The following is a 26,936-nucleotide window of genomic DNA, read 5'->3' as shown; positions in this document are numbered from 1 at the left end:
TGCTGGCCTCCTGAGTTTGGGCGCGACAGACACCTGGCAGGGTGACTAGTGCGAATGCGATCGTGAGCAGCACAGATTTGTGAATCATTGCCTCAACTCCTTTAAGAGATGCGCCGTCGTCAAAGAGAAGCCTGCAACGATGTGGTCCCGCGAAGAAGCCACATAAGGGCGGGAGGGGTGCGGCTGAACCTCGGTCCCAGCAACCGCACCCCTTGTTATAGGCGGGGCCACTCTGTCGTGTGGTTTCATGAAAGCACTTGCGTATCTGGTCCCGACGCAGAGCCGGACCGTTGCTCGGACACTTCCAAATGGAGGCGCTCGCAGATGGAGCGCGTATACATATTCACCGCGACAAACTTCGCGCCAACCCGTCCGAGCCACAACAACACTCGTTCGCCGAACGGATCGACGAACGTCACTTCCGCCAGATCCACCATGATCGAAGCTGGAGCTTGGTAGCGGGCCAACGTGACCCTTGCGTCCTCGGCGTAAGGACCGACCAGCCGACCCTGCAGCCGCACGGTCAACGAGCCATTCCCATCGTGATCGAATTCAACACGCAGCATCGTCAATCTCCCCAACGATTAGTTCTCGTTCCGTGTCTAGCGCAGGTCATGTGCATCGCCGGCCACGGGACTGGGAAATAAGCCAGCGACGGCCAGTCCCCCGTCATCGTCGACGCGACTTGCCGCTTCACGGTCGCGATCCCTGCCTGCAGGAGGGCCCGGCCGCGCCGCAGGTCGCTCGCCAAGCGGTGGCGCAGAACCAACTTGCGAACGACGTAGATGAACAGCGCAGCGATGGTCACGCCCGCTAACACCGCTCCCACTCTGCCGGCGTAGGCAACGGCACGGTCCAGGTCATGGCTGAAGACAAAGCCGAGTGCGGAATACACGCCTGAATAGAGGCTGGCGCCAAGTGCATCAAACGCGAAGAAACGGAGCCGGCCAGTGCGGGATGTGCCCGCCAGAGGAGGCGTTACCGCGTCCAGCCCTGGAATGAACTTGGCCACGACGAGCAGCGCCAGGCCGTACCGAGCAAAGGTTTCTTTCGCCCGGCGATCGTGGAAGTCAGGGTCTGGTGTGAGCCGGTGAATGAAGTGCAGGACCTTGTCTCCCCGGCGCCGACCCGCCTCGTACCACACCCAATCAGCCAGGACACAGGCAATGACCGCCAGACCGAACGACGTGACGAGGCCCAACTTCCCGCCGGCGGCCAATGCCCCAGCCGCAAGGAGAAACAGGGGCCCCGGCAGCGGCAGGCCAACCTGGTGCGCGAATAACGCGGCGAACAGGATTGAGTAGCCATGCTTCAGAACGAATTGGAAGACCGTGTTCATGCGGTTTACCGCTCGCACTACGAGAAAGTGCACGCGTTGTACCGAACCTGACTGCGGCTAAGTGCTTCATTCGCAATGACATCAGGAACTCGAGCTGTGGAGCTGTTTGCCCGGATTTGGGCACTGCCGACATGGGGTCTGGGAGGGCGTGTGGCGGGAGGGATTCGGGAGCTCTACACCCAGTAGGCGAGTACGATGCTCACCGCGTCGGCGACCGCGACGAAGATGAAACCGCCCATCAGGACAACGATGGCGAACAGCCGGCTAGCGTCGTCCTCGCTGCCGAGCAGAACCCCGGCCGGATAGATGAAGGCGAGGATATTGAGAATCACGAGGATCAACCAAAAGCGAGTCTTTGAGCTCTTCTTCTGCATGACGGACCCTCAGTTGTAGACGATCGCCAGAATCGCGATGCCGACGAGGAGAATGGGCATGAACACCAGCAGGAAGTCTTCGACATCATTTGTGCGCTTGTGACGTCCGCGACGCGGTATCGTTTGCGTCCGGTGCTGGTCCGGCAGACATTCACGATAATCCGTGGACGAATCCAGGCAATCGATAGCCCTTCTCACCACGCTGTCCGGAACGATCGTCTCCGGGGTTTTCACGACCGTATGCTTCATAACTCCTCCCGAAAATCTTGCCGCCTTCGCCAGGAGGTCGAGGCGACCTGGAACAGGTCGCCTGTACTCCTTGCGATTGCGCCTCAGAACGTCAACACCAGGCCCGCCGACGGAACTGCGGCGTGTGTGAACTTGTCCGTTTTGAGCTGCGTGAGACTGAAGTCGGGTGTCTTGTAAACAAACCCGCGATACTGCACCCGCACGCCGACATGCTTTATCACCCGCACATCAGCGCCGCCGCCGTACACGAAGGTTCCGCGGGTCTGTCGTTCGATCGACGTGGTGTTGCGCGGATCGAACACGAGCGCCCCGCCACCAGCAAGGACGAATGGCTTCAGGTTACGAAGCGCCGGCAGCTTAACGACACCCGTTCCGGTGACCCCGTGGACATACGTTTGCGTCCCGAAGTTTCCGGCTGAGGTCACATACTTCTGCGAATTGCTGAAGAAGTCGTAATCTCCTTCGACAGCGAGCCACTTGTTGATGTTGAAGCGGTATCCAGCCATCAATCCGCCGGAGTTCGTCGGTTCGTTTTGGACTCCGGATCCGGTTGTCGTTTTGCCGAAGAAGCCGCTTCCCTGGACCGTGATTTCGTGCCGTGCCTCTTCCTGTGCCCAGCAAGACGTCGCTGCCAGCGCAACCACGCTGAAAAAGAGCAGTATTCGTTTCATCGTTGGACTACCTCCTAAAGTGACTACAAAAGGAGGAAGGCACGCGTCTGGCCAAACGCTGATTGCGCTAAGTCATTGCGGGACTTGGGACTTCGGGAATCGGTAGAAGGGGAGAAACGAATGGGCCGCCCATCAGAAGGCAGCGGTGACCAAATCGCGTCAGGAACGGGGGCCGGACGTGTAGTCGGGCTTTGAGATCCGAAGTCGCCGCATCTTGTTCTGAAGAGTCGTACGCTTCAGGCCTAGACGCTCTGCGGCGCCGCCTGGTCCGGCAATCTTTCCCGAAGCCGCCTTGAGCGCATCGATGATCGCGTTCCGTTCCACATCATGGAACTTGGAGCCGACCGCCGCCGCCCGACTGCTCGACTTCTTAAGTTCCGAGAGCGGCACATTCAATTCAGTGCCCTGGGTCAGGATGACGGCGCGCTCGATGAGGTTCTCCAGTTCGCGGATGTTGCCGGGCCATGACGCGTTCACCAGAGCGTCCATCGCGCTCTTCGGGATGGTTTTGATCTGCTTTTGCATCCGCCGGGCCAGGCGCGAAACAAAATAATGAACCAGAAGCGGGATGTCGCCTGATCGCTCGCGGAGTGGGGGAATTTCGATCGGGAAGACGTTCAGCCGGTAGAACAGGTCCTCGCGAAACTGTCCGTTACCGATCATTGTGGCGATATCGCGATGTGTGGCGGCGATAAGGCGGACGTCCACGTGCGTGGTCTTCGTGCTGCCCAGACGCTCGAACTCCTGTTCCTGAAGGGCCCGAAGCAACTTCGGTTGCAGCTCGAGACTGATGTCTCCGATCTCGTCCAAGAACAATGTCCCGTGATCGGCCAGTTCGAAGCGGCCCTTCTTCTGCATCAACGCCCCGGTGAACGCGCCTCTCTCGTGTCCGAAAAGCTCACTCTCGAGAAGGCCGGAGGGTATTGCGGCGCAATTCACTTTCACGAATGTGCGCTCCCGCCGGGGGCTATTGCTGTGGATGGCGCGGGCGATCAACTCTTTGCCAGTGCCCGTTTCCCCATGCAGCAGCACGGTCGAACCGGTCGGGGCGACGATGGAGACCTGTTCCAGGACCGCCCGCAGTGCCGAGCTGTTCCCGACGATGTCCTCGAAGCTGTATTCCGAACGGATCTCGGATTCGAGATACAGGCGCTCGTCTTCGAGGCGATCCCTCGCTGCCGTGACACGGCCATAAGCAATCGCGTTGTCGACCGCCAGCGCTATCTGAGTGCTGATCTGCGATAGGACATCCAAGTCCTCTTGGCTAAAGCTGTTCGGCTGGCGGCTGCCCAGTGTCAGGACTCCCAATGTGCCAGTTGCGGTTGTGAGTGGCGCCAGCGCCACGGACGCGATTGACTCAGCTTTCAAATTCGCGCCAATCGGGCCTGTGATCTTCTCAATTTCGGTGACCGACCACAATTCAGGCTTGTGTGCATGCAGCTTCTCGTGCTCAGTGGGGCTGAGATCATGAACTGCGACATCGGTCAGGAAGCCTTTACTGCCTGGGAAATCCAGGACCGCAAGCTCGAGCTGGTTCGACTCTTTGCCGATCAGCCAGAATCCAGTGAAATCGTTGTCGAAATAGCTGCGGAGGGAAGTCGACGCCGAGCGGAACAATTCCACGATGTCCAGCTTGGTGACGACGTGGTTGTTGATCTCGAGCAGGACCCTGAGACGATCCCGCTCTTTGGCCACCTGTCGCTGGTAAAGCTCTGCACGATCCCTTGCCAGCGCGGACTCGAGCGCGACCGCAACGTGCGACGCCAGGGAACGGAGCAGCTCGACGTCGTCGGGGAGAAATCCCTGCCCCGGCAACTTTGTCACTGCAAGACACCCATACCGTTTCTGAGACGTAGACACGGGAAACAAATAGGTGCTATGTCCGACAGACGCGGGTGCAAACGGAGCCAGTTCAGGATGCTTCAACATTTCCTGCGATGCGTCCGGGAGGAAAACTGGTTTCTGTTCCTCGAGCACCTGCGCGGCGGCGCCAATGCGCAAGATCTTGGCCCCAACCTTGATCGGCGGCGCGTCCGCGGCTCGATCGAAGTCGAAGACGTGCAGACTGTCTCCGTCATCGGCGAGGACATAGAGTTCGGCTCCATTGAAGCTGCAAGTGCCGGACAGAATGCCACGCAGGCTCTGCAGGATGGCTTTTATCGTGGGCTGATCCGCCACGGCGCTGGACGCGTCCAGCAAAGTTCGATATCGATCTTCGGCGCTCGTCATGGCGACCCTGGCCATTCCCGCAGAGGAATGCAGTATCTGGATCCTCAGCCCCGGCGATTTTGATTGCACTGGTATAACCCCTTGGGACGACGGTTACAATCCCATTTCTCCCTCAATTTGTCTCCGCCGACTTCGGTCCTATGCGGCAGCACAGCCGGCCGCCTCGACAAGCACCTGGCAGTAGATGATTTCCAATGATTCAAGCGCACTGCTGTATGCGGCTTCGACAGCATGCGTGCTGATACCCAGCAGCAGGGCAGCTTGGTTCGCGGAGTGCTGTGCAAATCCGCACAAGACAAGGACAAACCGGCAGAGACAGTCAAGCCGAGACCGGACATTGTCGGATTCCCTCACCACGAACTCCATCGTTTGAAGGGACATCGGCGGGTGCTCCTGGCCGACTAAATCGTCGTGCTCGTACATCGAAGAAAGCTCGGCGATCCGCATGCGCTTGAAGTCGAGGACGGAACGGATGGTGGCTTCCCGCGTCCACATCTGGAGGCATTCCTGACAGATCTCATCATTATTGTTCTCCATCAGGTCGCGAGCGTCGGTGACACACGCGGATGCCATGAGCTCATCGTCGCTCAGGAATTCGGCCAGCCACGTCAGTTCCTGCTTGTGCTCGGCGAAAGCCGCGCGGATCTCTGCCGCACTTGCGATCTCTGAACTGGCTGCAATGCTTCGGCTGATCGTTATAGCTGCCATCTCCGCACCTCGACCTGCGTGTAGGCAACATCGATGCCAAACTGGCGAACTTGCAAGTTGCTGAAAACACTGAGGGCCTTACCGCGAGTGCCGACGGGCGGTAGGAGACGCTGCCGAAATAGGGGCAATGAAGCAGTGCGTGCCATCAGAATCGGCACATCGGCATGGCTAGCCTGTTGCTCGCCCCGAAGCTTTGTCCGTGACCCCAACTACCCATAAGACCCTGCGCACCTGTCACTTGAGCACGGAGGACGCCGTGTGACATCCCGTAAACGACAGCTGCCGCTCCGGTGACCACAGCGGTCGGCAAAGCACGTTGACCAAAGAAAGAAGACCTCGGGGGCATGTGTCGCCGTGGGCACTGCCCGAATGCGGGCAGCCTGCGGATCCTCAGTGCTCGCGGTCGTCCGTCATTTTCAACAACTTAGGTGCTGCCCTGCTTTGGCATGCGGTCTGCACTAGTGGCTGACGACAGATCATCGGGTTGATCAACGCTGAGGTTCCACGATGACAAGAAAGCATCTTTTATCGATTCTCTTCATGTTCGTGCTTGCATGCCCCGTCCTGTTGCTGGCCCAGCAGCCAGCGTCGCCGGCCGCGGCCGAGGCGCCACTGCTCACGCTGGAAGACGCGGTATCGATCGCGCTCAGCAACAACCGGCTGGTGAAGAACTCGGCGCTCGAGGCGCAGAAGTTTGACTTCCGGCTAAGCACGGCCCAGACCAGGCGGCTGCCTCAGTTCCAGTTCAATGTGCTGGGCGGCGAGTTGATGCACTCGTTCGACTTCACATTCGACCAGGGCGCGTTCGGCACGTATCCCGGCGTCGGGCCGATACCAGGAACCCAAACGAAGATTCGCCAACCTGCGCGATTCACCACCTATGTGACGGGTGCTTTCGACCAACCGCTCACGCAACAGTACAGGATCGGCCTGGCGATCCGCGCGACCGAACTTGGCCGGCAGATCGCCAAGGAAGACGTGCGTGCCGAGCGCCAGAAGATCGCCGCCGAGGTCCGAAACGCATATTTCAACCTGGTTGCGACCCAGGCTGGTGTAGAAGCCGCCCGCCAGGTGGTCACCACGCTCGAAGAGGCGCAGCGCCTCACGCTGCGATACGTCGCCGAGAAGACCGTGCTCCGCGGAGATTCACTGGAGGTCGATGCGCGTCTCGCGCAGGCGCGGTATGACCTGTCGGTCGCACAGGACGGGCTCGCCACCCAGCGCGAGAACTTGAATCAACTACTGGGCCGCGATCTGGGCGTGCGGTTTCGCGTCGATCCGATGCTCGAAGCCGACGCAAGCGATCTGCCGCTCGATACCGCGCGCGCGAGAGCGTCGCAAAACCGTCCGGAAATCCAGCAAGCGCGGCTCAAGGAAAAACAGGCGGAATACGACCGGCGCATCGCCAAAGCCGACTACATCCCGGACCTGAGCCTGTCGGTGAGATACCAGGGGCTCAACAACATCAAAGTGCTTCCGACGAACGTTGGCACGGCGGGCTTTTTCCTGAGCTGGGAGCCGTTCGACTGGGGACGTCGCCGCAACAATGTGGCGGAAAAAGCCAAGACGGTCGAGCAGGCCCGCAACGGCATACAAGAGACAGAAACAAAGATCGTGGTCGAAGTCGGAGCCAAGTACCGCAAGTGGCAAGAGGCGGCCCTGCTTCTCAAGGCCGCGCGCACCGGACACGAAGCGGCCGCGGAGCAATTCCGGGTCACCGGCAACAAGTACAAGGAACAGGCCGCCCTCATAAAAGACTTACTCCAGGCGCAGGCTCGAAGCACCGAGACGGAATTCCATTACCAACAGGCGCTGTCGTCGTATTGGGGTGCCCTGGCTGAATTGCGTCGGGCAATGGGAGAGGAATGAGATGAAGACGCTTAAGACATACACAGTTCTGTTGCTCGCATTGGTGTTGGCCGGCTGTGGCTCAAAGAAGCCGCTCCAGCAAGCACCGCAGGCAGTCCAAACACAACGGCTGCAGTCCGATGGAACCCCCACCACCGGCGGGCTGCGCTTCTCCGCCGTGGTAACCCCCGATGCGCAGGTTCCGCTGTCCTTCCGGATCCCCGGATATGTCGTTTCATTGAAGCAGGTCCGGGGCCAGGACGGCAGGATGCGCGACCTCGCCGAAGGCGACCGCGTCGGCAAGGGCGCCGCCCTCGTCCAGATCAGGGCGTCGGAATACCAGGACAAGGTGCGCCAGGCGTCCTCGCAGGCCGCGGCCGCCGAAGCGATCGCGCAGAAGGCGAAGCTTGATTTCGATCGCGCTACTCGCCTGTTCGACACCCAGAGCATCACGAAGCCCGACTTCGACGCGGCGCGCGCGCAATATGACGCCACGCAGAGCGAAGTGCGGGCCGCTCGGGCAGCAACCAGCGAGGCCGAGGTCGCCCTTCGTGATACCTCGGTGGTAGCTCCCTTCGACGGCGACATCGTGAAGAAGGCGGTGGAACTTGGCTCGTTCGTCGGCCCCGGAATTCCCGTGTTCGCCATGGCCAAGACCGATGTCGTGAAAATCGTCATCGGCGTGCCGGACACGTCGCTGCGATTGATCAAGCTCGGCCAGCCGGTCGAAGTGGCTGTGGACGCATTCCCCACGCGTACTTTCCAGGCGCGGATCAGCCGCATGGCATCGGCAGCCGACGCGACCACCCGCAACTTTGAGGTCGAGGTCGCTATCCCCAATCGCGACCACCTGCTGAAGGTCGGGATGATCGGCTCCTTGCAGCTACCTGCGGCCGAAGGCGAGACACAGCGGTCTGCATTGCAGGTCCCCCTCTCCGCTATCGTCCAGGGGAAGGAGGGAAAGTATGGCGTGTTCGTGGTCTCCGCCTCGAACGGTGGACAAGTTGCCATGCTGCGCCCCATCGAGGTCGGACGCGTGATCGGGTCCGACATAGGTGTTACCCGTGGCCTTGCCACTGGCGACGAAGTCATCACCACGGGCGCAAACCTGCTCAAGGATGGGCAGCGGGTGGAGGTGATCCAGTGAAAGCCGACGAGCAGAAAAGCAGCAACAATGTCGCGCGGTTCTTTACGCATAACCGTCAGATCGCGTGGGTCGCTTTGCTGGCAACGATGGCCTGGGGGATCTTCGGGTACATGAACATGCCCAAGCGCAAGGACCCTGATATTCCCGTGCGCATCGCCCTGGCGATCACCCCCTGGCCCGGTATTTCGGCCGAAAAGGTCGAGCAACTGGTAACCCGAAAGGTCGAGCAAGCAGCCACCGGCAACAGCAAGGTGGACCGCGTGGAATCAACGACCATGGACAACATCTCGGTCGTGCAAGTCAGATTGCTCGACAGCATTGCGAACACGCAACAGGAATTCCAGGACATCGGCCAGAGGCTGAACCAGATTACGGACCTGCCTCAGGGTGCCGGGCCGATCACCTGGATCAGCGACTTCGGCGACACCGCAGCGCTGATGTTGACGGTGGCCAGCCCGCCCGTTCCCGACATCGAGATCGGGCTGCGTGCCCGCGGTGTACGTGAGGCAATCGAAAAAGCGCGAGGAGACGCGACGGGACGAGCAACCGTTCTTTATTGCTACCCAGCATCCGTCGCACCTGCGGCATTCGAGCGCTCATTTGCCATCCTGGCTGGACAGGCACAGCACGACGGCATGGCGCGCGATGTTCGGCCGGTGTCCGTGGGAAGCTGCTCCGGCGTCGATTTTGCAACTACAAAGTCAGATGCCGAGCTCCGCGCCTATGGCCGGCAGTTCGTGGAGAAGCGGCTCCAGGAATACGATTTCCATCCCGACGCGTGGGGTCCGATCATCATTCGCGACGCGCAATCTACCAAGGAACGCATCGCGGAAGTCGCCAGCGACCGGTATTCCTATCGGCAGCTTGACGACTTCACCGATCTGGTCCAGCGCACGCTGCAACGCGTACCCGAAGTAGCGAAAGTCCAGCGGGTGGGCGTTCTGCCGGAAGAGTTCTATCTGGAATACTCGACCGACCGGCTCGCCGCCTACAATCTGCAGCCGACCAAGATCAAGGACATCCTGAGCGCACGCAATGTGACCGCCCCCGGCGGCATCGTCCAGAGCCCATCGCGCAATGTACTGATCGATGCGACCGCCGAGTTCAAGAGCACGGGAGAGATCGGCAACGTGCTGGTCGGAGCGTCACCGACAGGAGTGCCGGTGTATCTGCGCGACTTGGTAGAAACATCGCGCGCGTACGAGTCTCCGAGACGGTACTTGAACTACATGGTCTCTCGCGAGGCCAACGGGGAGTGGCATCGGAACCGTGCGATCACCCTCGCCGTGCAGATGCGCTCGGGCGAGCAGATCGGAAAGTTCGGCGAGCAAGTGGACAAAGCGCTTGCTACCGTCCGGCCGACCCTGCCTGCGGACCTGATCGTTGCCCGCACGTCAGACCAGCCGCGGCAGGTGCACGAACTTGTCAGCTTGTTGATGTCGAGCTTGTATGAGGCCATCGTCCTCGTCGTCATCGTCGCCCTCATCGGGTTCTGGGATTGGCGAGCGGCTGCGCTGATGGCCGCGTCGATCCCCCTTACGTTAGCGATGACCTTCGGTATCGTCCACGTCCTTAACATCGACATTCAGCAGGTCTCCATCGCGACCTTGATCATCGCTCTCGGGTTGCTCGTGGACATGCCCGTGGTGGCGGGCGACGCGATCAAACGCGAGTTGGCGTCCGGTTCACCGAAGGATCTGGCATCTTGGATGGGCCCGACGAAACTGGCGAAGGCGATCATCTTCGCGACCATCACCAATATCGTTGCCTACCTGCCGTTCCTCATGCTGACCGGCGACACCGGCTTTTTCCTCTACAGTCTTCCGGTCGTGATGACCTGCACGCTGGTGGCGTCGGTCATTGTTTCCTTCACGTTCATGCCGTTGATCGCCTATTACCTGATCAAGCCGCCCAAGCAGGCCGAGGAACCAATGTCGACGCGGCGGACCCATGGTTTCGCTGGCGTGTACTACAAGATCGGTGACTTCGCGCTCGGGCACCGTTGGGGCGTGTTCGCCGGCTCGCTCGTGATTCTCGTCTTAGGCGGCGTGTTGTTCACCAGGCTGAAGCCGCAATTCTTCCCAAAGGACCTATCGTACCTCTCGTACGTGGACGTTTGGCTCCCGCCGGATGCTCCGCTTGGCGCGACCGATGCGGTCACTCAAAAAGCCGAAGCTGTCATTCGGGAAGAGGCTGAGCGGTTTGGAAACGAACATCACCACAAGGGCATCCTGAAATCGCTTACCAGCTTCGTCGGTGGTGGCGGTCCCAGGTTCTGGTTCTCGGTGGATCCTGAGCGGCAACAGCTCAACTATGCGCAGATCCTCGTCGAGGTCACCGACAAGCACTTTACGAACGAGTTCGTCGGGCCATTGCAGACGGCGCTGAGCCGCGACGTGCCGGGGGCCCGGATCGATGTCCGGCAACTGGAGACCGGCAAACCGGTCGGTATCCCCGTCTCAATCCGTATCTCAGGCGCGGACATCGGCGTTCTGCACCAACTTTCCAGCCAGTTGCAAGCGATCATGCGCGCGCAACCCAACTCCGCTCGAGTGCGCGATGACTGGGGAGAGCCTGCCATGACGGTCCGCCTGAAGGTGGACCCGGACCGCGCCAATCTTTCAGGTGTCACCAACCTGGATGTAGCGCTTTCATCGGCGGCGGCGATGACCGGATTGCCTGTGTCGATCTACAGGGAGCGCGACAAACAGATCCCCATAGCCGCTCGCTTGCGCATGGAGGAGCGCGCCGGCCTCTCCGACGTGCAAAACACGTACGTATATTCCCAGACCAGCACTCAGCGCGTCCCTCTACGGCAGGTCTCGACCGTGTCGACTGAAATGGCAATACCGAAGTTCAAGCGCCGCAACCAGTTCCGCACGGTCACCGTGTCGGCCTTCCCCATCCCCGGCGTCCTGCCTTCCGAGGTGCTTACGCCGCTGCTACCGAAGATCAAGGAGTTCCAGAAGAACCTTCCGCCCGGATATTTCCTCGAGATCGGGGGCGAATACGACGAGCAGGTGAAAGGCTTCAAGGAACTCAGCGTAGTGATGGCCATCTCCGTCCTGCTGATCTACATAGCCCTCGTTCTGCAGTTCAGGAACGCGATCAAGCCATTTCTGGTGTTCGCGGCCATCCCGTATGGGATGACGGGAGCTCTGGCCGGCTTGGTCATCATGGGTCAACCCTTCGGATTCATGGCGTTCCTCGGAGTCGCAAGCCTGGTAGGTGTGATCGTCAGTCACGTCATTGTGCTCTTCGACTTCATTGAAGAAGCGCACCACGAGGGCAAGCCGTTGCGCGAAGCGCTGCTCGATGCCGGCATCGTGCGTCTGCGTCCGGTGATGATCACGGTCGGCGCAACCGTTCTGGGCCTTGTACCGCTGGCCATGCACGGCGGACCGCTGTGGGAGCCACTCTGCTATGCCCAGATCGGTGGGCTGACCATCGCCACGTTCATCACGCTGCTGCTCGTGCCGGTGCTGTATTCGATCTTCGTGCTGGATCTGAAGCTGATCAAGTGGGAGTTGAAAGAAGAAGATGCAGAGCCGCAGGCCGGGGCCGCAGCGGGGTCCGGCTTGGCCGACCGTGCTCAGGCAAGCTAGACACCGGCGAGGAACCAATGAGTCGATGCCGTTAAACGGAGGTGAAGGATAATGAGCTTGATCACGCAGTCTTGGAGTCCAGCCTCCGTTTCAGCATTGGCGGCGCTCTGTGGTTCGATCGTGGGCGCACTGGGGTCGAGTGTCAGCGCCTGGATCGCCCAGCGACATCAGAATCAGCGGGACCTTATTGCTAAGAAAGTCTTCCACCGCGAGCAGCTTTATTCAGATTTCATCAGCGAAACCGCGCGCGCGTACGCCGATGCCGTCCAGCACACTTTCCACGACCCCGGCAGGCTCATAGGGAGTTATGCACTTCTGAGTCGTATGCGTTTGAGTTCCTCGATGAACGTGGTCGAAAGCGCACAACGGGTCCTGGACACCATCATCGCCACGTACTCGAAGCCCAACCTGACGCCCGAGGAGTTTCACGCCCTGGTTAGCGAGCGCCCCGATCCGCTCCGCGACTTCAGCAGCATTTGTCGTCGTGAGCTCGAGTCTTTGTGGAACCGCTTGTAGCGAATCAGTAGACCCTCGATGACGAAGGGCGGCCAAAGACACGTGAATACAGTGACCTGGTGCTGGCGCTGCCCATATGTGGGCGTTTCGCTATGTGCGGCGGCAGAGTCAACCCGTTCATTACCAGCAGCTTAGCGACGCCCATATTCGGCAACAAACCTGCACTAGGACAGGTTGTAGAAGCACCGGAGGTTCTTATGCAGATTTTCACAGCCGCATTCGAGTTTCTCTTCGGATGCCATCACCACAATCTCAGCCGCGTTTTCACGATCCGCACCAGAACATACAAGGTATGCATGGACTGCGGCGCAGAGCTCGACTACTCGCTGCAGACGATGTCTCTCAAGACCCGTCGTGAGCCGGTAGGGCAAGGAAGAGCTGTTCTGCACCTGGTTAGCGGCGGCAGATGGTTTCTGACCACGCCTGCGAAGATCGCGATTGCTATGGTCGCCATCCTGCTCACGGCATGTGCTCTACCCGCTCCCGTCCGCGCCCAGTCAGAAAGAGCCATACAGGATACGAGAGCGACAGCCGAGATCCCTTTTGAGTTCCTCACTCTCGATACCAGATGTCCCGCGGGGCATTACTCTGTCGCTACCGTCGGTCCCACCCACCTCCTCATCCGCAACGAAAAAGAGCGTGTAGCCGCCGAGATCTTCACGATCCCGGATCCAGGATTCCCGGTTGACGACAAGAGCTCCAAACTCGTTTTCGTCGAACGAGACGGAAAGAATTACCTGGTGGGAATCGTCGATTCGCATGGCTTTCAGCGTGTGACTGGCTTGTACGGGATCTCGCGGAAGGAGGGAGATGTCCGTAAGGAGGTCACGCTCAAGTACCTGGGCCAAGAACGTGAAGAAACGGCTGATCGGAGTTCAGCCGGGCACGAGAAGAGGCAATAGCGATGAAAACCACAGGACGAAGAGTGGCGATCAAGACTGGACAAGGCGATGCACCTGGCCTGAATGGGCCGGATGTTGCCAGGCTCGTTAAGCAGTACGGGTGCGGTCCAGTGCAGTTCGCCGGGACGGACGAAGCACTTTATGAACGCCACCTGTTATTTGACAGTGGCGTCGACCTGGCGGCCGCGACGGCGCGCGACCGGTTCGAGGCGCTGGCGCGGTCAGTGCGCGACGTCTTGTCCCAGCGGTGGCTCTTAACAGAGAAGACGTACGAAAAAAGGAATCCTAAGCGGCTCTACTACCTCTCGATGGAGTTCCTCATCGGGCGCTCGCTCGCGAACAACGTCATGAATCTTCTGCTCTCCGATATAGCGAAGCAGGTGATCGAGGAGAAGAAACTCGACCTCGTCGAAATGTTCGAGCAGGAGCCCGACGCCGGCTTGGGAAACGGCGGGCTCGGGCGTTTGGCAGCGTGCTTCATGGAGTCCGCCGCGACCATGCAGCTGCCGGCGATGGGGTACGGACTTCGATATGAGTACGGCATCTTCAAGCAATCTATCCGGAACGGATGGCAAGAGGAGATGCCCGACAACTGGCTCCGTTCTCCCGATCCGTGGGAGATTGCTCGCCCTAACGAGAAGGTGGAGGTCAGCCTAGGTTGCTCGTTCGAACTTAGCGAAGGCAGCTTGCGTCCCGTACCTGGCCGTCCGTCCACTCTGATCGGCATCCCATTTGACCGGCCTGTGATCGGGTACGGCGGTTCCACGATCAACACACTCCGTCTCTGGGCCGCCGCCGCTCCCGACTACTTCAATTTTGAAGAGTTCTCGCAAGGCGATTTCGTAGAGGCTTTTACGCAGACCCTGGCGGCGGAAACCCTGACCCGGGTCCTTTACCCGAATGATTCGAAATTCCAGGGACAGGGGCTACGACTTATTCAGGAATACTTTCTGGTTGCCTGCTCACTGGCGGATGCGGTGCGCCGCTTCCAGCGCGGTAACTCGGATTGGCGCTTGTTCCCGGACAAAGTCGCAGTGCAGATGAACGATACGCATCCGGCCCTGGCGGTCCCGGAGCTCATGCGAATCTTCGTTGACCAGGTGCACCTTGGATGGGACGAAGCGTGGGACATCACGCAGAGGACGCTCGCCTACACGAATCATACGTTGTTGTCCGAAGCGCTCGAGAAGTGGCCGGTGAAGTGGTTCGAAGAGATGCTTCCCAGGCAGCTTGAGATCATCTACGAGATCAATCGCCGTTTTCTGGGCGATTTTCGCCGCCAGTTTCCGGGAGATGATGGCCGTGTTCAGCGCGTGAGCCTTATCGAGGAGGGGTCCGGCAAGAAGGTCCGCATGGCGAATCTAGCGGTCTTAGGTTCCCACAGCACAAATGGAGTGGCTGCGATCCACTCCAACCTGCTGCGCGACACGACCCTCCGAGACCTGGCAGAGATCTTTCCTGACCGCTTCAACAACAAGACGAACGGAGTAACGCCTCGGCGGTGGTTGCTACTGTCCAATCCTGAGCTTTCGCGACTGATCACTGATGCGATTGGAGACGGCTGGATTTGCGACCTCAGCCAGTTAAGGGACCTGAAAAGATTCACGTCGGATAGCGGCTTCCGGAACGACTTCCGGAAGGCAAAGCGTAACGCCAAGCAACAATTCTGCGATTGGTTCAAGTGGTCAACAGGGCAGGTCCTTGATCCGGATGCGATCTTCGACTGCCAGGTCAAACGTATCCACGAGTACAAACGCCAGCTATTGAATGCACTGCGGATCGTTGTGCTTTACAACCGCCTTCGGAATAGCCCGAGTCTAGAGATGCATCCGCGGACGTTTTTCTTTGCCGGCAAGGCTGCCCCTGCATACCGGCTCGCCAAGCTGATCATCAAGTTCATCAACAATCTGGCGGGCACCATCGACGGTGATCCCGCACTACGCGGGCGGCTTAAGGTGGTGTTCCTGCCCGACTACTGCGTCTCGGTTGCAGAGCACTTGATCCCCGCCAGTGACGTCTCCAACCAGATTTCGACCGCAGGCTACGAAGCCAGCGGCACAAGCAACATGAAATTCATGATGAACGGCGCCTTGACGATCGGCACACGCGACGGCGCAACCATCGAGATGGCTGAGGAGGCGGGCGAGGAGAACTTCTTCCTCTTCGGCCTGACGGCGGAGCAGGTGTCCGGCAGTCGCGTGTGGTACGACCCGCACTGGCACTACGAAAACGAGCCCGAAACCCGCGAGGCCCTGGACCTGATGTTCTCGGACTTCTTCAGCCGCAACGAACCGGGCGTCTTCGACCCACTGCGCGACATGCTGCTGGCGCAGGGCGATCACTATATGCACCTCGCTGACTTGAAGTCTTATATGGCCGCCGACGAGCGGCTGCGCGCCTTGTATGCGGACCCCGACGAATGGGCGCGCAAGGCTGTGCTGAATGTAGCGGGGGCGGGAAAGTTTTCCAGCGACCGAACCATCGCCGAATACGCAGCCGAGATCTGGAAGGTGCAACCGTGTCCAGTGCCAGTGAAGACGGACTAGCGGGCATTTCGAACCATTCCCGCGGAGACGAGCGGGCCTCTAGCCATGCGGGCTTGCTCGCAGAAAGTCAGAAAAGAACTATGGCGCGAAAATCGAAGAAACAAGAGAAACAAGAATCAAGGCTGGACAGCACCACTCAACGGTCCGGCGTCAACAACAAAGAGCCGAAGCAACAGCACCGAACGATCCCGCAGCTCTGGTAGGCCTGCACATGTCGAAGCATCGGAGATTACGTCTGTTACCAGAGTGGCTTGTCTCGTACCGTGGGGATTGGCTGCGGGCCGACATCGTCGCGGGGCTGACCACTGGCGCAGTCATCATTCCCAAGGCGATGGCGTATGCCATGATGGCCGGGCTGCCGGTGCAGGTAGGGCTCTGCACCGCCTTAGTGCCGATGGTCATCTACGCGGTGCTCGGGACCTCGCGCGTACTCAGCGTCAGCACGACTACGACTTTGGCTATCCTGACCGCCGCTCAGTTGGGCCAAGTCGTGCCCAATGGCGACCCCGCAGCCCTGTTGAGAGCCTCAGCGACTTTGACGTTGCTGGTTGGGGCGGCACTTGGGCTGGCCTGCCTCCTGCGCCTGGGTTTCGTGGCAAACTTTATCTCCGAGCCGGTACTTGTTGGTTTTAGAGCCGGTATCGGGCTGGTTATTGTGGTGGACCAAGTCCCGAAAATCCTTGGCATCCACTTCCCAAGAGGAACATTCGTTCAGAACGTCCTCTCAACGGTTCACAACCTTCCAAGAACGTCATCAGCAACCCTGGCCGTTGGACTCACCGCGATCGTGTTTCTGCTGGGCATGCGGCGGTTCATACCCAAAGCACCAGCGCCGCTGCTGGCGGCAGCTGCTGCGACGGCCGGCGTGTACTTCTTGAATCTGCGAGATCGCGGTGTCGAACTGGTGGGCCACATACCGCAAGGACTGCCTTCGCTAGCGATGCCAGACCTTTCACTGGTAAGCGTGCTGTGGCCCGGAGCACTGGGAATCGCGTTGATGAGCTTCACGGAGACGCTTGCGGCGGGCCGAGCCTTCGCGCGAGAGGACGAGCCGCCGCCGCGAGCAGACAGAGAGCTGCTTGCGACAGGACTCGCCAATGTCGGAGGCGGGCTGCTCGGTGCGATGCCGGGCGGCGGCGGGACATCCCAGACGGCGGTCAATTTCCGCGCGGGAGCCCGCACCCAATTGGCGGAGATGGTCACTGCGGCCATGGCACTGGTGACCATGTTGTTCCTCGCACCTCTGGTCGCGATGTTGCCGCAATCTGCATTGGCAGCGATGGTGATCGTTTATTCTTTCGGACTTATTAAGCCGATCGAGTTTCATGACGTCCTTAGGATCCGCAGGACCGAATTCTCCTGGGCGATCGTGGCGTTCGCAGGTGTCGTACTCGTCGGCACCCTGAAGGGAATCATCGTCGCCATTGTCGTCTCGCTGGTCACACTGGCTTACCAGGTAGCCGATCCTCCAGTGTATGTGCTGCGGCGCAAGCCCGGGAGCAACGTATTCCGCCCGCAATCGCCGGAACATCCCGAGGATGAGAGTTTTCCCGGGCTTTTGCTGCTGAGGCCGGAAGGCCCGATTTTCTTTGCAAATGCGGCACAGATCGCACACAAGATCGAGCCGCTGATCAGGGAAGCGCAACCAAAGGTAGTCGCGGTGGACGCAAGCGGAGTCCTGGACCTGGAGTACACCGCCCTGAAGATGTTCGCACAGATCGCGAAGAGCCAAAGTCAGCATGGCGTTCAACTGTGGCTGGTCGGCATGAATCCCGGAGTTCTGGCGATCGTACAACGATCACCGTTGGGGCAGATGCTGCAACGTGAAGGAATGCATTTTAATCTGGAAATTGCCGTTTCGCGGTACCTGACGCAGACTGGGCGCGCTGCCGCCCTCTCCATTGGCTGACGGCGACTAACCAACGGTATGCGCCGCCGATGTAGTCGATTTTGTGTCGGTGAAAGCATCCAGAAACAACAGACTTCAACAGCGGTCAACAAGCAGCCCGCAACAGGTTCAATCAAAACCAGTTGCGTTCCACAAGTTTCAATAGATTTCAATAGGTCTTGGAATCTGGTTCGGGACCAGGTGCTCGACCACCTGGGTCGCCCGTGAAAGATCCGTCAAATCAAGCACTTAGGAGATCCGAGAGGCGCCGCCCTGTGGAATCCTGAGGATCCTTCGAGCTCAATTCCATCTACAGTCCCGCTCAAGAATCAAACGTGGCGATCGCAAGTCGTTGCAAAGCACAGCCCTTGCGGTGCGCTCAGCAGGCCAGCCCCCTGGTGTTGCACCAGGAGCGCGAAGGCCGGTCATTCGGGTCGGGTGCTTAGACTCTCGAGGGATGGGAACCCGTGAAGGCGGTCGGCGGGTAGTTTCCGGATGGCCCGTAATCCGCCAGTAATCCACTGATGCGTCGCGCAGATTGCTGGCGTATTTTGCATGCACAATGGCATGTTTTGCATATCGTAAGACTCGGCAAACATCTAAATTAAATACATGCAAAACGCCAAAGCTTACTCCGCTGCCAGCGCGACATCGCTGCTTTCCTTTACCACGATCCCGAGGCGCGAACCAACCGAACACGACGTACAGATCGAAATCCTGTTCTGCGGCATTTGCCACTCTGATCTTCACTCGGTGCGCAATGAGTGGAGCGAATTCATGCCCACTGTGTACCCGATTGTTCCGGGCCATGAGATTGTCGGCCGCGTGACCAAGGTCGGCTCCGCTGTCACCAAATTCAAGCCCGGCGACCTGGTCAAGCGGGTGGATGCCGTGGGCAACACCACCTGCTACGCCTACGACGCGCTGCACCGGGTGACCAGCATCACGTACTCCGGTCCCTACGCCAGCAACACGCCCACTAAGACCTTTGTGTACGACGTGAGCACGGCCAGCGGCTTCAGCCTGTCCAACACCAAGGGGCGGCTGGCCGAGGCCTACACCGGGCCGAGCAACAACAAGATCACCGACCTGGTCTTCAGCTACTCGGCTCGTGGCGAAGTCACCGACGCCTACCAGTCCACGCCCAATTCCGGCGGCTACTATCACCTCACCGCCAGCTATTGGGCCAACGGAGCGGTGTACACGCTGGCCGGGCTGGGGCTGCCCACGTTCACCTATGGCGTGGACGGAGAGGGCCGTGCGAACGCGGTCACCGCCAGCAGCGGCACCAGTCCGATTCCCAGCGGCACCCCGGTGTCCTACAATGTCTTCGGGCAGGTGACCGGGCTGACCTTCGGCTCGGGCGATTCCGACGGCTTTACCTTCGACTCCAACACCGGGCGCATGTCGCAGTACCAGTACAGCATCGGGACGACGCCGCAGACCGTGACCGGCGCATTGACCTGGAATGCCAACGGCACGCTGGGCCAGCTCGCCATCACCGATCAGCTCAACTCCGCCAATACCCAAACCTGCACCTATGGCTACGACGATCTCGTGCGCGTCGGCAGCGTCACCTGCGGAAGCGTTTGGTCTCAGACTTTCGGCTACGATCCCTTCGGCAACCTGAGCAAGAGCGGCAGCGTGTCTTTCCAGCCGACGTACAACACCACCACCAATCGGGTGACCACGGTCGGAGGGCAGTCATTCAGTTACGACGCGAATGGCAACACCCTGAACGACACCTTCCGCACCTACGCGTGGGACGCGGAAGGGCACGCCACGACGGTCGGCTCGGTCACGGCAACCTACGACGCGCTGGGTCGCATGGTGGAGCAGAGCGCGACCACCCAGATCGTCTACTCACCAACCGGACAGAAATTCGCCTTGATGAACGGGCAGACGGTGTCGAAAGCGTTTGTGCCGCTGCCGGGAGGGGCGCAGGCAGTGTACGTGGGCACGACCCTGACCTACTATCGCCATCCGGATTGGCTGGGCAGTGCCCGCTTCACTTCAACCACGGGCAGAACGATGTACTCCGACGCCTCCTACGCCCCGTTCGGAGAACCGTACCCGTCCGCCACGGCCATCGATCCATCCTTCACCGGTCAGAACCAAGACACCGTTCCCGGCAACGCGGCCGGCCTCTACGATTTCCTCTACCGCGAGTACGCCCTCTACGGAAGATGGATTTCCCCCGACCCAGCGGGATTGAGCGCGGCCAACATCGGGACGCCGCAATCGCTCAATCGCTACGCCTACGTCGCCAACAATCCTCTTAGCTTCATAGACCCTCTGGGCCTGTTCTTCGCCCCAGGAACTTGTCCCAACGGCGAGCCTGTAAAGGACGGCGGTTGCAGCGATGGCGGGCCCGCTGGAATCCCGCTGGCATTCCTCCAGTTCATCATATGTATGCACTCCTACTGCGGACCCCCAACCGAGCCGCCGAAGGATCCCGAGAAAACCAGCGGCGGGGACAACAATCCCGCAAACAACGGAACAACCTCAACCTGCACGGTGAGGTACGGGAGAACAACCGGGGTCGGGCCGCATCAAGCGACGGGCAAGGGTGCTTTTGGCTACCCCCCTCCTCTGGGCAGCTTGGCGATTGATCCCATGGCCCTGGGCCTATTCCCCGGTGGCAAGACAAACGCTCTGCTGGGCCCATACGCGTCACAGATCACGTTTAGCTTTAGCCCGACGCCGAAGCTCCCACCAGGACTTCCCACCACGTACATATTGGGGGACATCCTCACCCCGGTATCGCGAGTTGGCGGTCCCAAATACAACGGCCGTTACGCCTTCGACATTTATAGGTTTCCCAGCGACGCGGCCGCTAATGCGGCGTCAAGAAACGTACAGGTAACCGTCACGTACCCGTCATCACTTCCCATTACTTGCGGGGGGCCAATTGCGGATCCCGTACTCCCCCCTCAGGGCATTTCCTGAGAACTGTGGAGGCACATGCGTTATCCAGCTGTATTGATAGCAATCTTATTGGTTTTCGCAATCCTGACTCCTGGTGCACAGAAGCCGGGAACCCAACCCACAGACGCGGACTTCCTGCCTGCGGGCCCGTTTCTGTTTGAGCCTGGCGCAATCCAGCCCACGTACATGGACGCCTTCGATAGTCGGCCAGTCGTGAAGTCGCCTGACGGAAAGCTCGCAGTCACCGTGACCGGCCCGAAGGAATCGTACGGAGCTTGGGTAACGATTGACCCTTCGGACTTCCCCAATGGAGCCATTCAAGTGTGGCCCATCCAGAGGAACTGCGCCGTGCTCTGGAGGTCAGATAGCGAGGCATTCGCATTGACGGATAACCGATACGCTAACGCCTCCTATGCTCTCGTGTTCGGGACTCAGTTCCACATGGGAGAGAACGGCGAGGGTTTGGGTATCCCGATCACCGATGTTACCCCCGTGATCCGGAAGAACTTCGAGACACGCGCACAGAAGTTCTATGTGGCTAATGCTTATGAAATCGACTTGATCTACGTCAAGGCTCTCCAGTGGGTGGGGGACGACCAGCTATTGGTAGGGCTGAACGCGAGAACATCCCTGGCTACCCCCCTCGATCAGAAGATTCAAGACTTGCGGGTCAGGGACTGGTACCTCGGATACATGATTGACGTACGGAGCAAGAAAGTGGTGGGTGAACTCGACGAGGGCCAACTACTTTCGCAGTATGGTATCAAGGTGGCCAAGTGACGGGGAGACCGGGGCGGGTGGCCCACAGTTCGCATCGAGCACACCTGCTCGTTTCTAGGACAATTCTGAGGGTGCCCCATCCTTTGCGGCCCGGTTTTTGGCCACAAAGGGTGGGTAAGCCTAGGCTGCAGCCCAATCGAGAGTTCTAAAATCGTCCGCTAGGGCCGACCACTGTTTTCTGAGGTCCTTCGTCGCTGCGCTCCTCAGGATCTCGGCAGCGGGCTCCCGCTTCGCTCACGCCCGCTAAGCGCCTCGAGTTCAAATCCTGTCGCCCCGACCACTTATTTCTTTAGAAATCAACCGCCGATGCGCAGAGGCAGAATCACGCCCACCCAACGAAAACCGCGTTGGGTGGGGCACCCCCATCATGGAGAGGTGTAACATTCTGGCGTCGTCTGGGCCACCCGCCACGCGGCGTTAGAGAGTCGGTACGGTCAAAGTAACATTGCTAGAACCCGCAACAACTATTTTGGGCTTGGTGCGGGACGTCAATTTGGCGGCGCCACTGGACGTTACACAACAAGGGATGGCCGGGTGTTTGGCACCTACCGGGGTCGTCCCGGCATTGGAGCTTCAGGCCGCTCCCTGGCGGGCAGCATTCACGGCCAGCGAGTGGCGAATACACAGACACCTACGGATTATGCAAGAGGACTTACCCAGCCTCGACCTCGCAATGAAGTGCAGCCGTTCAACAGCGAGCCGGGCTACGCGCAGAATCTGGTGAATGCAATCAATCTGGTCATCCGTTTGCTGCCTTGCTTCTGAAAGTGAGGTCCCCTATGCGTCCGATGACAATGTGGGCCTTGTTAATTCTTCTTGTGGCGAGCGCTAGTATTCCAAGATCCTCGACTGCTGCAGAAACTGCGCCAAGTCTTGTCACTCTGACAGAAGCGGAGATACTGGTATATTTCGTGCCACAGGCGATGCAGGTGAGAGCCGAAGGGATGGACATTGGGTGGGAAGAAGACAGCTCTCCGAAAGACAATCGAAAAGATTTCTACTATTTCTTTTTGTACAACGCCAAACGGCCGAATGCCGCTAACGCAACCATTGGACACTTTGCGGTCAACAAACATACAGCTGATGTCTGGAATGCCGTGACTTTGGAGATGGTTGCTTCACGGGAACTTGCCGGAATCCAGAAGATTCTGCGTCGAGCGCATCACATCGATCAACGCACGATGGAGAAATATAAGTCGACTAATTTTTGAGATGGTATATTGAAAAAAATCCGCGAAACCGGGCGCTCGGCCACCTTCCAGTACAAATACGACGCCGAGAACCGGCTGTGGATTTCGGCAACGGCGCTACCACATACAGCTTCGACGCCCACAACTGGCGGGTGAAAAAGGTCTCGGGCTCGGGCGGGTGGCCCAGGTAAGCAGGGGGGGTGGCCTAGGTGAATCGGGTGGCCCAGACGAGCCGCTTTTGCTCGTCTGGGGACGGGATTAGGCTGCCGCACCGAAGAAAGTTCTAAAATCGTCCTCTAGGGCCGACCATTTCCAGCTGTCAGCGATCAGCCATTAGCGCTCAGCCGCTTATGCAAGACTGTCTCTCCCGCCCTCGAAAGGGTGGGTGCGCGGCTTTCAATCCGCCGCCGCCGTGCTTACCTTGACTGAAGCCTTGGTCGTGGACAGGCCCTTCCAGGCGATCAAGAAGGAAGGCAGAAAGCACGCCGTGGCGATCACGCTCCAGACCACCTCGGCGACGCCCAGTTCTCCCATGCGAGCGATCGCCGGGATGGGAAGGATGGCGCGAACCACGACAAAGACCATGGCAAACGGATAGCTGCGCATCATCCATTCGCGGTGCTGCTGGATCTTTCCCGTACGGACGCAGTACAGGGCGGTGAAAGTGGTAACAACCCATCCCAAAGCTTGGATGACCGAAGCCATGAACAGCGTCGGTATGACAAGAATGCTGGCGACCTTGACCGCCACGGGCGCGGAAATGATCACGCTCGCGACATAGATCCGGCCCATGATGCGATGCACCTGCAGATGTCGCTGGCGCAGCCGGGTGGAGAACTGGAACACGCCCAGGAACAGCGCGATGGCGCCGGGCACTCCATGGAAGACCATCAGCCAGGGGATTTGGGCGTAGCGCTGCCGCAGGAACGAACCAGCATCGAGCAGCATTCGGTCCCGGGTGATGAAGACGAAGAGCGTCATCAGACCGAAGACGACGAACAGAACATGTTTGCCTTGAAAGAACTTGGTGCGGGAAGTGGGAGCAGCGGCGTTGGTAGCCAAAGACCAGAGCCTCCATCCGGCGCTGTCACCCCTGCGCAGCGCCCGGAAAAGTTGTCGCAGCATAGCCCATCAAGGCTGGATGAAACAATCGCAATCGGGCCGGCGCTGCGGCCGAATCGCCCTCTTCCGTTAGGCCGGTGACCCGTTTTGGGAAGGGCCGAATGAACGGAGGTCGCGGCAACGCGGCCTCACTCCAAGGGGTGATTGGCGTCACTGCCAGGAGCCCAGATGTGCGGAATAGTGGAGCGAGCAGAGCAGCGAAAAGATACTGCCTCGCCTGTAGTGCAGCAGCCAAGAGACGCTGCTGTTCGAGAGGCCTGCCAATCCTGTAGGGCGCATCATGCGTCGAGCTTCGCCAGCTACGTGCCGGGCGCGGTGGTCCAGCGCATCGTCCGCGCCGTCACTGGCCGGCACTCATCCTCCACTCGAAGGTAGCGGCCCGAATGGGCGGCACTGTGCCAAGGGAGGCATCTATGGCCAATCTTTACACCTGCAATTGCGGGAACCAGACCTGGGAGATCTTTGAGACCGGGGTGCGCTGCATCGCGTGCCAGACCGAATTCACGGTCCAGCACATGCCGGTGAAGGAATTCAACCATCTGGTCACCGAGGAGTTGGAAGAAGCACTCGAAGAATGATCTCGGAAAGTCCTCACGATCTGGGAGCGCAATGCCATCACAGCAGAGCGAACCCGGGGGCATGAGGGCCGATGTTCCCTCGTGCCCTTGCTGGTTCTTTCCGCGCCCGTGTTCTCGGGCGTCTTCTATTTCCAGAGCTGATTCAGAAGGATCGCCAGGCGCGTGCCGGCCTTCGCCAACTGCTCCCGGACCACAGGCGTGACCGCCGTGATGTAGGGTGCCTGGATGCTCTCGTGCAGTTTCGCCAGCCGGTCGGAAACGCGGTCGTCATCGGAGCATTCCCGGACCGCGACCGGCATCTCGACGGCGACGCGTGTCGCCAGGCGCCCGTAGGCGTCGCTCACTGCGCGCTGGTGGCTTTCCCACGCCCAGGCGTGCAAGTCCACGGGCTCGCGCCGCCACATCGCCATCTGGCTCGAAAACTCCCGCCCCAGAGCCTTGGTGAATGCCTTCACGTCCGCATCGTGGCTGGAGTGGCGGATGTTGCCGGCGTGTTCCGGCAGCTCGGTATCCCAAACGCCGTGCAGCTCCGGCTTGTAAATTCCCCTGGCCGCGTCGGCCAAGTGCGTTTGCCTGCCGAGAAAGGCGACGGGCAGGCAATTGGCGCCGCGGTCGTTGTTGGTGGCGATGTGGAGCGGCTGGTGCAAGTCGCCGACAAAATGGATAAGGAACATCAGCGCCTGTACTTTATCGGCTCGGGCGGCGCTGGTGGACTTGAGGACATCGAGCTGCTTCTGGATGGCCTGGGTCACGCACCCGGCGCCCGGCTCGCAGAATCGGTCGAGTTGAGCGCGAGTGGCGCCGAGGGGCATGTCGAGGAAATGCCAGGCCGCGGTCCTGGGGTTCATCTCGCGCTCGTCGTCGGCCCAGGTCGCAACATCGGCCATCACGTCGAGTTGCGTCGGAGCACAGAAGCGATGCAGGCCGGGGTCGATCGGGGTCCCGGAGAGCAAGCTGTCCACCATCTGGCGCGCTTGGGGATTGAGCTGGGCGCGTGCGATCAGTGCGACCGTCTGATGTCCCGTGCAGCCCCAGCCGAAGGCAGGCTGCGCGGCGATCAGTGCCAGCACAAGACAGCTTAGGTAGTGAACCATCCGCTCTTCCCGCCTTTGCCCGGGAGGTACCCCTGTTGCAGAGATTTTGGTAACCGTAGCGTGAGAACTAGCATCTTACATCTAAGTGAAATCAGGGAGGCTGTCGGTGGCTCGCGTGAAAGCCGTTCAAGGACTGTGCTGCTCTGTTCTCTTCATTACCTTCGCGGTAAGCGGCTGGGCTGCTGACAAGCCGACCGAAGAGAAGGAAGACAAGCCGACCGTTCCCGTGTCCACGCTGAATAACCTGGAGGCGATCGGAAGCCGCAACGTGGGATGCGACCGCGGCCTGGGCAACTGGATCTCGCTGGAAAAGCAGACCGCCATGGGCAGGCAGTACGCGGCCCAGGTCGAGAAATCTGCCAAGCTCGTCACCGACCCGGTCATCACGGAGTACGTCAATCGGCTGGGGCAGAACCTGGTGCGCAACTCCGACTCCAAGGTCCCGTTCACCATCAAAGTCGTGGACGACGACTCGGCCAACGCCTTCGCCTTGCCGGGCGGCTTCTTCTATGTCAACTCGGGCGTCATCCAGGCCGCCGACAGCGAATCCGAGCTGGCCGGGGTCATGGCGCACGAGATCGCCCATGTCTCCGCCTGCCACGCCGCCCGCGAGATGACGCGCTCGGAGCTGGCGAATCTGGCCTCTCTCCCGCTTATCTTCATCGGGGGTTGGGCCGGATACGGCATCCAGCAGGCCGCCAGCCTGGCGCTGCCTGTCACTTTCATGAAGTTCTCACGCAACTTTGAGTCCGAGGCCGACTACCTGGGGGTGGAATACCTCTACAAGAGCGGCTACGACCCAAACGGACTCATCACCTTCTTCGAAAAGATCGAGGCGATGGAGAAAAAGAAGCACGGTTTTCTAGCCAAGACATTTGCCTCGCATCCGCAGACCCCGGAGCGGGTCGAACGGACGCAGCGCGAGATCGCGACCATCCTCCCTCCCAAGCCGGAATATGTGGTGGACACTTCGGAGTTCCAGCAGATCAAGGGGCGCTTGGCCGCCATCGAGAACAAGCGCGTTCCGAAAGACGAAACCCACGAGAAGCCCGAACTCCGGCGCACGCAACAGACGGAGCGCAAGCCGTCCGACTCCGGCAGCCAGGACGACGATCGTCCCACCCTTCACCGGGCGAACTGAGGGCCCGATGACGAACCTGCACCGCCACGTTTCCCAGTGACGGGGCGCCCTACTTAGGGTAGATTCTCAGTTCCCCAATGC

21 protein-coding genes and 1 pseudogene are annotated in these 26,936 nt (G+C 59.9%); 13 read left to right on the top strand and 9 right to left on the bottom strand.

What is annotated here, in order from left to right:
* Window positions 1-245 precede the first annotated feature (245 nt).
* The 7 genes from LAN37_10845 to LAN37_10815 all read right to left on the bottom strand — a co-directional run bounded on the left by LAN37_10845 (window position 246) and on the right by LAN37_10815 (window position 5,570).
* A complete protein-coding gene (locus tag LAN37_10845) occupies window positions 246-566 on the bottom strand; it encodes a hypothetical protein (GenBank protein ID MBZ5647708.1) in 321 nt (106 codons plus the stop codon).
* A gap of 2 nt (window positions 567-568) precedes the next feature.
* Window positions 569-1,339 carry a DedA family protein gene (locus LAN37_10840; GenBank protein ID MBZ5647707.1) on the bottom strand — a complete coding sequence of 257 codons (771 nt, stop codon included), beginning with the start codon at window positions 1,337-1,339 and terminating at the stop codon, window positions 569-571.
* A gap of 173 nt (window positions 1,340-1,512) precedes the next feature.
* Window positions 1,513-1,680 (bottom strand): hypothetical protein, encoded by a 168-nt coding sequence (locus LAN37_10835; GenBank protein ID MBZ5647706.1) that lies wholly within the window; start codon window positions 1,678-1,680, stop codon window positions 1,513-1,515.
* 42 nt (window positions 1,681-1,722) lie between these two features.
* Window positions 1,723-1,962: a hypothetical protein gene (locus LAN37_10830; GenBank protein MBZ5647705.1), complete on the bottom strand. Its 240-nt coding sequence runs from the start codon at window positions 1,960-1,962 to the stop codon at window positions 1,723-1,725.
* An 83-nt stretch (window positions 1,963-2,045) separates the two neighbouring features.
* Window positions 2,046-2,633: a porin family protein gene (locus LAN37_10825; GenBank protein ID MBZ5647704.1), complete on the bottom strand. Its 588-nt coding sequence runs from the start codon at window positions 2,631-2,633 to the stop codon at window positions 2,046-2,048.
* Window positions 2,634-2,792: 159 nt separating this feature from the next.
* Window positions 2,793-4,862 carry a sigma 54-interacting transcriptional regulator gene (locus LAN37_10820; protein ID MBZ5647703.1) on the bottom strand — a complete coding sequence of 690 codons (2,070 nt, stop codon included), beginning with the start codon at window positions 4,860-4,862 and terminating at the stop codon, window positions 2,793-2,795.
* A gap of 138 nt (window positions 4,863-5,000) precedes the next feature.
* Window positions 5,001-5,570, bottom strand: a complete 570-nt coding sequence (locus LAN37_10815) for a hypothetical protein (GenBank protein ID MBZ5647702.1) — start codon at window positions 5,568-5,570, stop codon at window positions 5,001-5,003.
* Window positions 5,571-6,077: 507 nt separating this feature from the next.
* Between LAN37_10815 and LAN37_10810 the strand changes: the two genes are divergently transcribed.
* The 11 genes and pseudogenes from LAN37_10810 to LAN37_10760 all read left to right on the top strand — a co-directional run bounded on the left by LAN37_10810 (window position 6,078) and on the right by LAN37_10760 (window position 22,941).
* Complete coding sequence (locus tag LAN37_10810) at window positions 6,078-7,439, top strand: TolC family protein (protein MBZ5647701.1); 1,362 nt, start codon at window positions 6,078-6,080, stop codon at window positions 7,437-7,439.
* Between the two features lies 1 nt (window position 7,440).
* Window positions 7,441-8,565, top strand: a complete 1,125-nt coding sequence (locus LAN37_10805) for an efflux RND transporter periplasmic adaptor subunit (protein ID MBZ5647700.1) — start codon at window positions 7,441-7,443, stop codon at window positions 8,563-8,565.
* 5 nt (window positions 8,566-8,570) lie between these two features.
* Window positions 8,571-12,170, top strand: a pseudogene (locus LAN37_10800) (efflux RND transporter permease subunit).
* Window positions 12,171-12,221: 51 nt separating this feature from the next.
* Window positions 12,222-12,686: a hypothetical protein gene (locus LAN37_10795; protein ID MBZ5647699.1), complete on the top strand. Its 465-nt coding sequence runs from the start codon at window positions 12,222-12,224 to the stop codon at window positions 12,684-12,686.
* Window positions 12,687-12,745: 59 nt separating this feature from the next.
* A complete protein-coding gene (locus LAN37_10790) occupies window positions 12,746-13,588 on the top strand; it encodes a hypothetical protein (GenBank protein ID MBZ5647698.1) in 843 nt (280 codons plus the stop codon).
* Between the two features lie 2 nt (window positions 13,589-13,590).
* Window positions 13,591-16,134, top strand: coding sequence for a glycogen/starch/alpha-glucan phosphorylase (locus tag LAN37_10785; protein MBZ5647697.1), 2,544 nt, complete (start codon window positions 13,591-13,593; stop codon window positions 16,132-16,134).
* Between the two features lie 211 nt (window positions 16,135-16,345).
* Complete coding sequence (locus LAN37_10780; GenBank protein ID MBZ5647696.1) at window positions 16,346-18,043, top strand: SulP family inorganic anion transporter; 1,698 nt, start codon at window positions 16,346-16,348, stop codon at window positions 18,041-18,043.
* A gap of 591 nt (window positions 18,044-18,634) precedes the next feature.
* Window positions 18,635-20,971: an alcohol dehydrogenase catalytic domain-containing protein gene (locus tag LAN37_10775; protein MBZ5647695.1), complete on the top strand. Its 2,337-nt coding sequence runs from the start codon at window positions 18,635-18,637 to the stop codon at window positions 20,969-20,971.
* 15 nt (window positions 20,972-20,986) lie between these two features.
* Window positions 20,987-21,730, top strand: coding sequence for a hypothetical protein (locus LAN37_10770; GenBank protein MBZ5647694.1), 744 nt, complete (start codon window positions 20,987-20,989; stop codon window positions 21,728-21,730).
* 444 nt (window positions 21,731-22,174) lie between these two features.
* Entirely contained in the window at window positions 22,175-22,495 is a 321-nt protein-coding gene (locus tag LAN37_10765) for a hypothetical protein (protein ID MBZ5647693.1), read from the top strand.
* Window positions 22,496-22,509: 14 nt separating this feature from the next.
* Window positions 22,510-22,941, top strand: a complete 432-nt coding sequence (locus LAN37_10760; protein MBZ5647692.1) for a hypothetical protein — start codon at window positions 22,510-22,512, stop codon at window positions 22,939-22,941.
* A gap of 375 nt (window positions 22,942-23,316) precedes the next feature.
* Here the strand turns inward: LAN37_10760 and LAN37_10755 are convergent, their stop codons facing one another.
* Window positions 23,317-24,045, bottom strand: a complete 729-nt coding sequence (locus LAN37_10755; protein ID MBZ5647691.1) for a DUF2306 domain-containing protein — start codon at window positions 24,043-24,045, stop codon at window positions 23,317-23,319.
* Window positions 24,046-24,455: 410 nt separating this feature from the next.
* Between LAN37_10755 and LAN37_10750 the strand changes: the two genes are divergently transcribed.
* Window positions 24,456-24,620, top strand: coding sequence for a hypothetical protein (locus LAN37_10750; protein MBZ5647690.1), 165 nt, complete (start codon window positions 24,456-24,458; stop codon window positions 24,618-24,620).
* Between the two features lie 125 nt (window positions 24,621-24,745).
* On the opposite strand, the gene LAN37_10745 is transcribed toward LAN37_10750, so the two are convergent.
* Window positions 24,746-25,690, bottom strand: a complete 945-nt coding sequence (locus LAN37_10745) for a S1/P1 nuclease (GenBank protein ID MBZ5647689.1) — start codon at window positions 25,688-25,690, stop codon at window positions 24,746-24,748.
* A gap of 346 nt (window positions 25,691-26,036) precedes the next feature.
* Here LAN37_10745 and LAN37_10740 point away from each other — a divergent pair, with 346 nt between their 5' ends.
* Window positions 26,037-26,855 (top strand): M48 family metalloprotease, encoded by an 819-nt coding sequence (locus LAN37_10740; protein ID MBZ5647688.1) that lies wholly within the window; start codon window positions 26,037-26,039, stop codon window positions 26,853-26,855.
* Window positions 26,856-26,936: the final 81 nt, after the last annotated feature.

The sequence above is a fragment of the Terriglobia bacterium genome (assembly GCA_020073495.1).
In the GTDB taxonomy this organism is placed as follows: domain Bacteria; phylum Acidobacteriota; class Terriglobia; order Terriglobales; family Acidobacteriaceae; genus JAIQFD01.
The sequence above is the reverse complement of the archived record's forward strand: the minus strand, read 5'-3'. Positions and strand labels throughout refer to the sequence as shown.

Excerpts from the sequence above, each read along its gene's own strand:
- LAN37_10785 (MBZ5647697.1), top strand. The coding sequence starts at position 13,591 with ATGAAAACCACAGGACGAAGAGTGGCGATCAAGACTGGACAAGGCGAT.
- LAN37_10770 (MBZ5647694.1), top strand. The coding sequence starts at position 20,987 with ATGCGTTATCCAGCTGTATTGATAGCAATCTTATTGGTTTTCGCAATC.
- LAN37_10810 (MBZ5647701.1), top strand. The coding sequence starts at position 6,078 with ATGACAAGAAAGCATCTTTTATCGATTCTCTTCATGTTCGTGCTTGCA.
- LAN37_10740 (MBZ5647688.1), top strand. The coding sequence starts at position 26,037 with ATGGGCAGGCAGTACGCGGCCCAGGTCGAGAAATCTGCCAAGCTCGTC.
- LAN37_10775 (MBZ5647695.1), top strand. The coding sequence starts at position 18,635 with ATGCAAAACGCCAAAGCTTACTCCGCTGCCAGCGCGACATCGCTGCTT.
- LAN37_10750 (MBZ5647690.1), top strand. The coding sequence starts at position 24,456 with ATGGCCAATCTTTACACCTGCAATTGCGGGAACCAGACCTGGGAGATC.
- LAN37_10780 (MBZ5647696.1), top strand. The coding sequence starts at position 16,346 with ATGTCGAAGCATCGGAGATTACGTCTGTTACCAGAGTGGCTTGTCTCG.
- LAN37_10815 (MBZ5647702.1), bottom strand. The coding sequence starts at position 5,570 with ATGGCAGCTATAACGATCAGCCGAAGCATTGCAGCCAGTTCAGAGATC.
- LAN37_10805 (MBZ5647700.1), top strand. The coding sequence starts at position 7,441 with ATGAAGACGCTTAAGACATACACAGTTCTGTTGCTCGCATTGGTGTTG.
- LAN37_10795 (MBZ5647699.1), top strand. The coding sequence starts at position 12,222 with ATGAGCTTGATCACGCAGTCTTGGAGTCCAGCCTCCGTTTCAGCATTG.
- LAN37_10830 (MBZ5647705.1), bottom strand. The coding sequence starts at position 1,962 with ATGAAGCATACGGTCGTGAAAACCCCGGAGACGATCGTTCCGGACAGC.
- LAN37_10840 (MBZ5647707.1), bottom strand. The coding sequence starts at position 1,339 with ATGAACACGGTCTTCCAATTCGTTCTGAAGCATGGCTACTCAATCCTG.
- LAN37_10825 (MBZ5647704.1), bottom strand. The coding sequence starts at position 2,633 with ATGAAACGAATACTGCTCTTTTTCAGCGTGGTTGCGCTGGCAGCGACG.
- LAN37_10760 (MBZ5647692.1), top strand. The coding sequence starts at position 22,510 with ATGCGTCCGATGACAATGTGGGCCTTGTTAATTCTTCTTGTGGCGAGC.
- LAN37_10845 (MBZ5647708.1), bottom strand. The coding sequence starts at position 566 with ATGCTGCGTGTTGAATTCGATCACGATGGGAATGGCTCGTTGACCGTG.
- LAN37_10755 (MBZ5647691.1), bottom strand. The coding sequence starts at position 24,045 with ATGCTGCGACAACTTTTCCGGGCGCTGCGCAGGGGTGACAGCGCCGGA.
- LAN37_10820 (MBZ5647703.1), bottom strand. The coding sequence starts at position 4,862 with ATGACGAGCGCCGAAGATCGATATCGAACTTTGCTGGACGCGTCCAGC.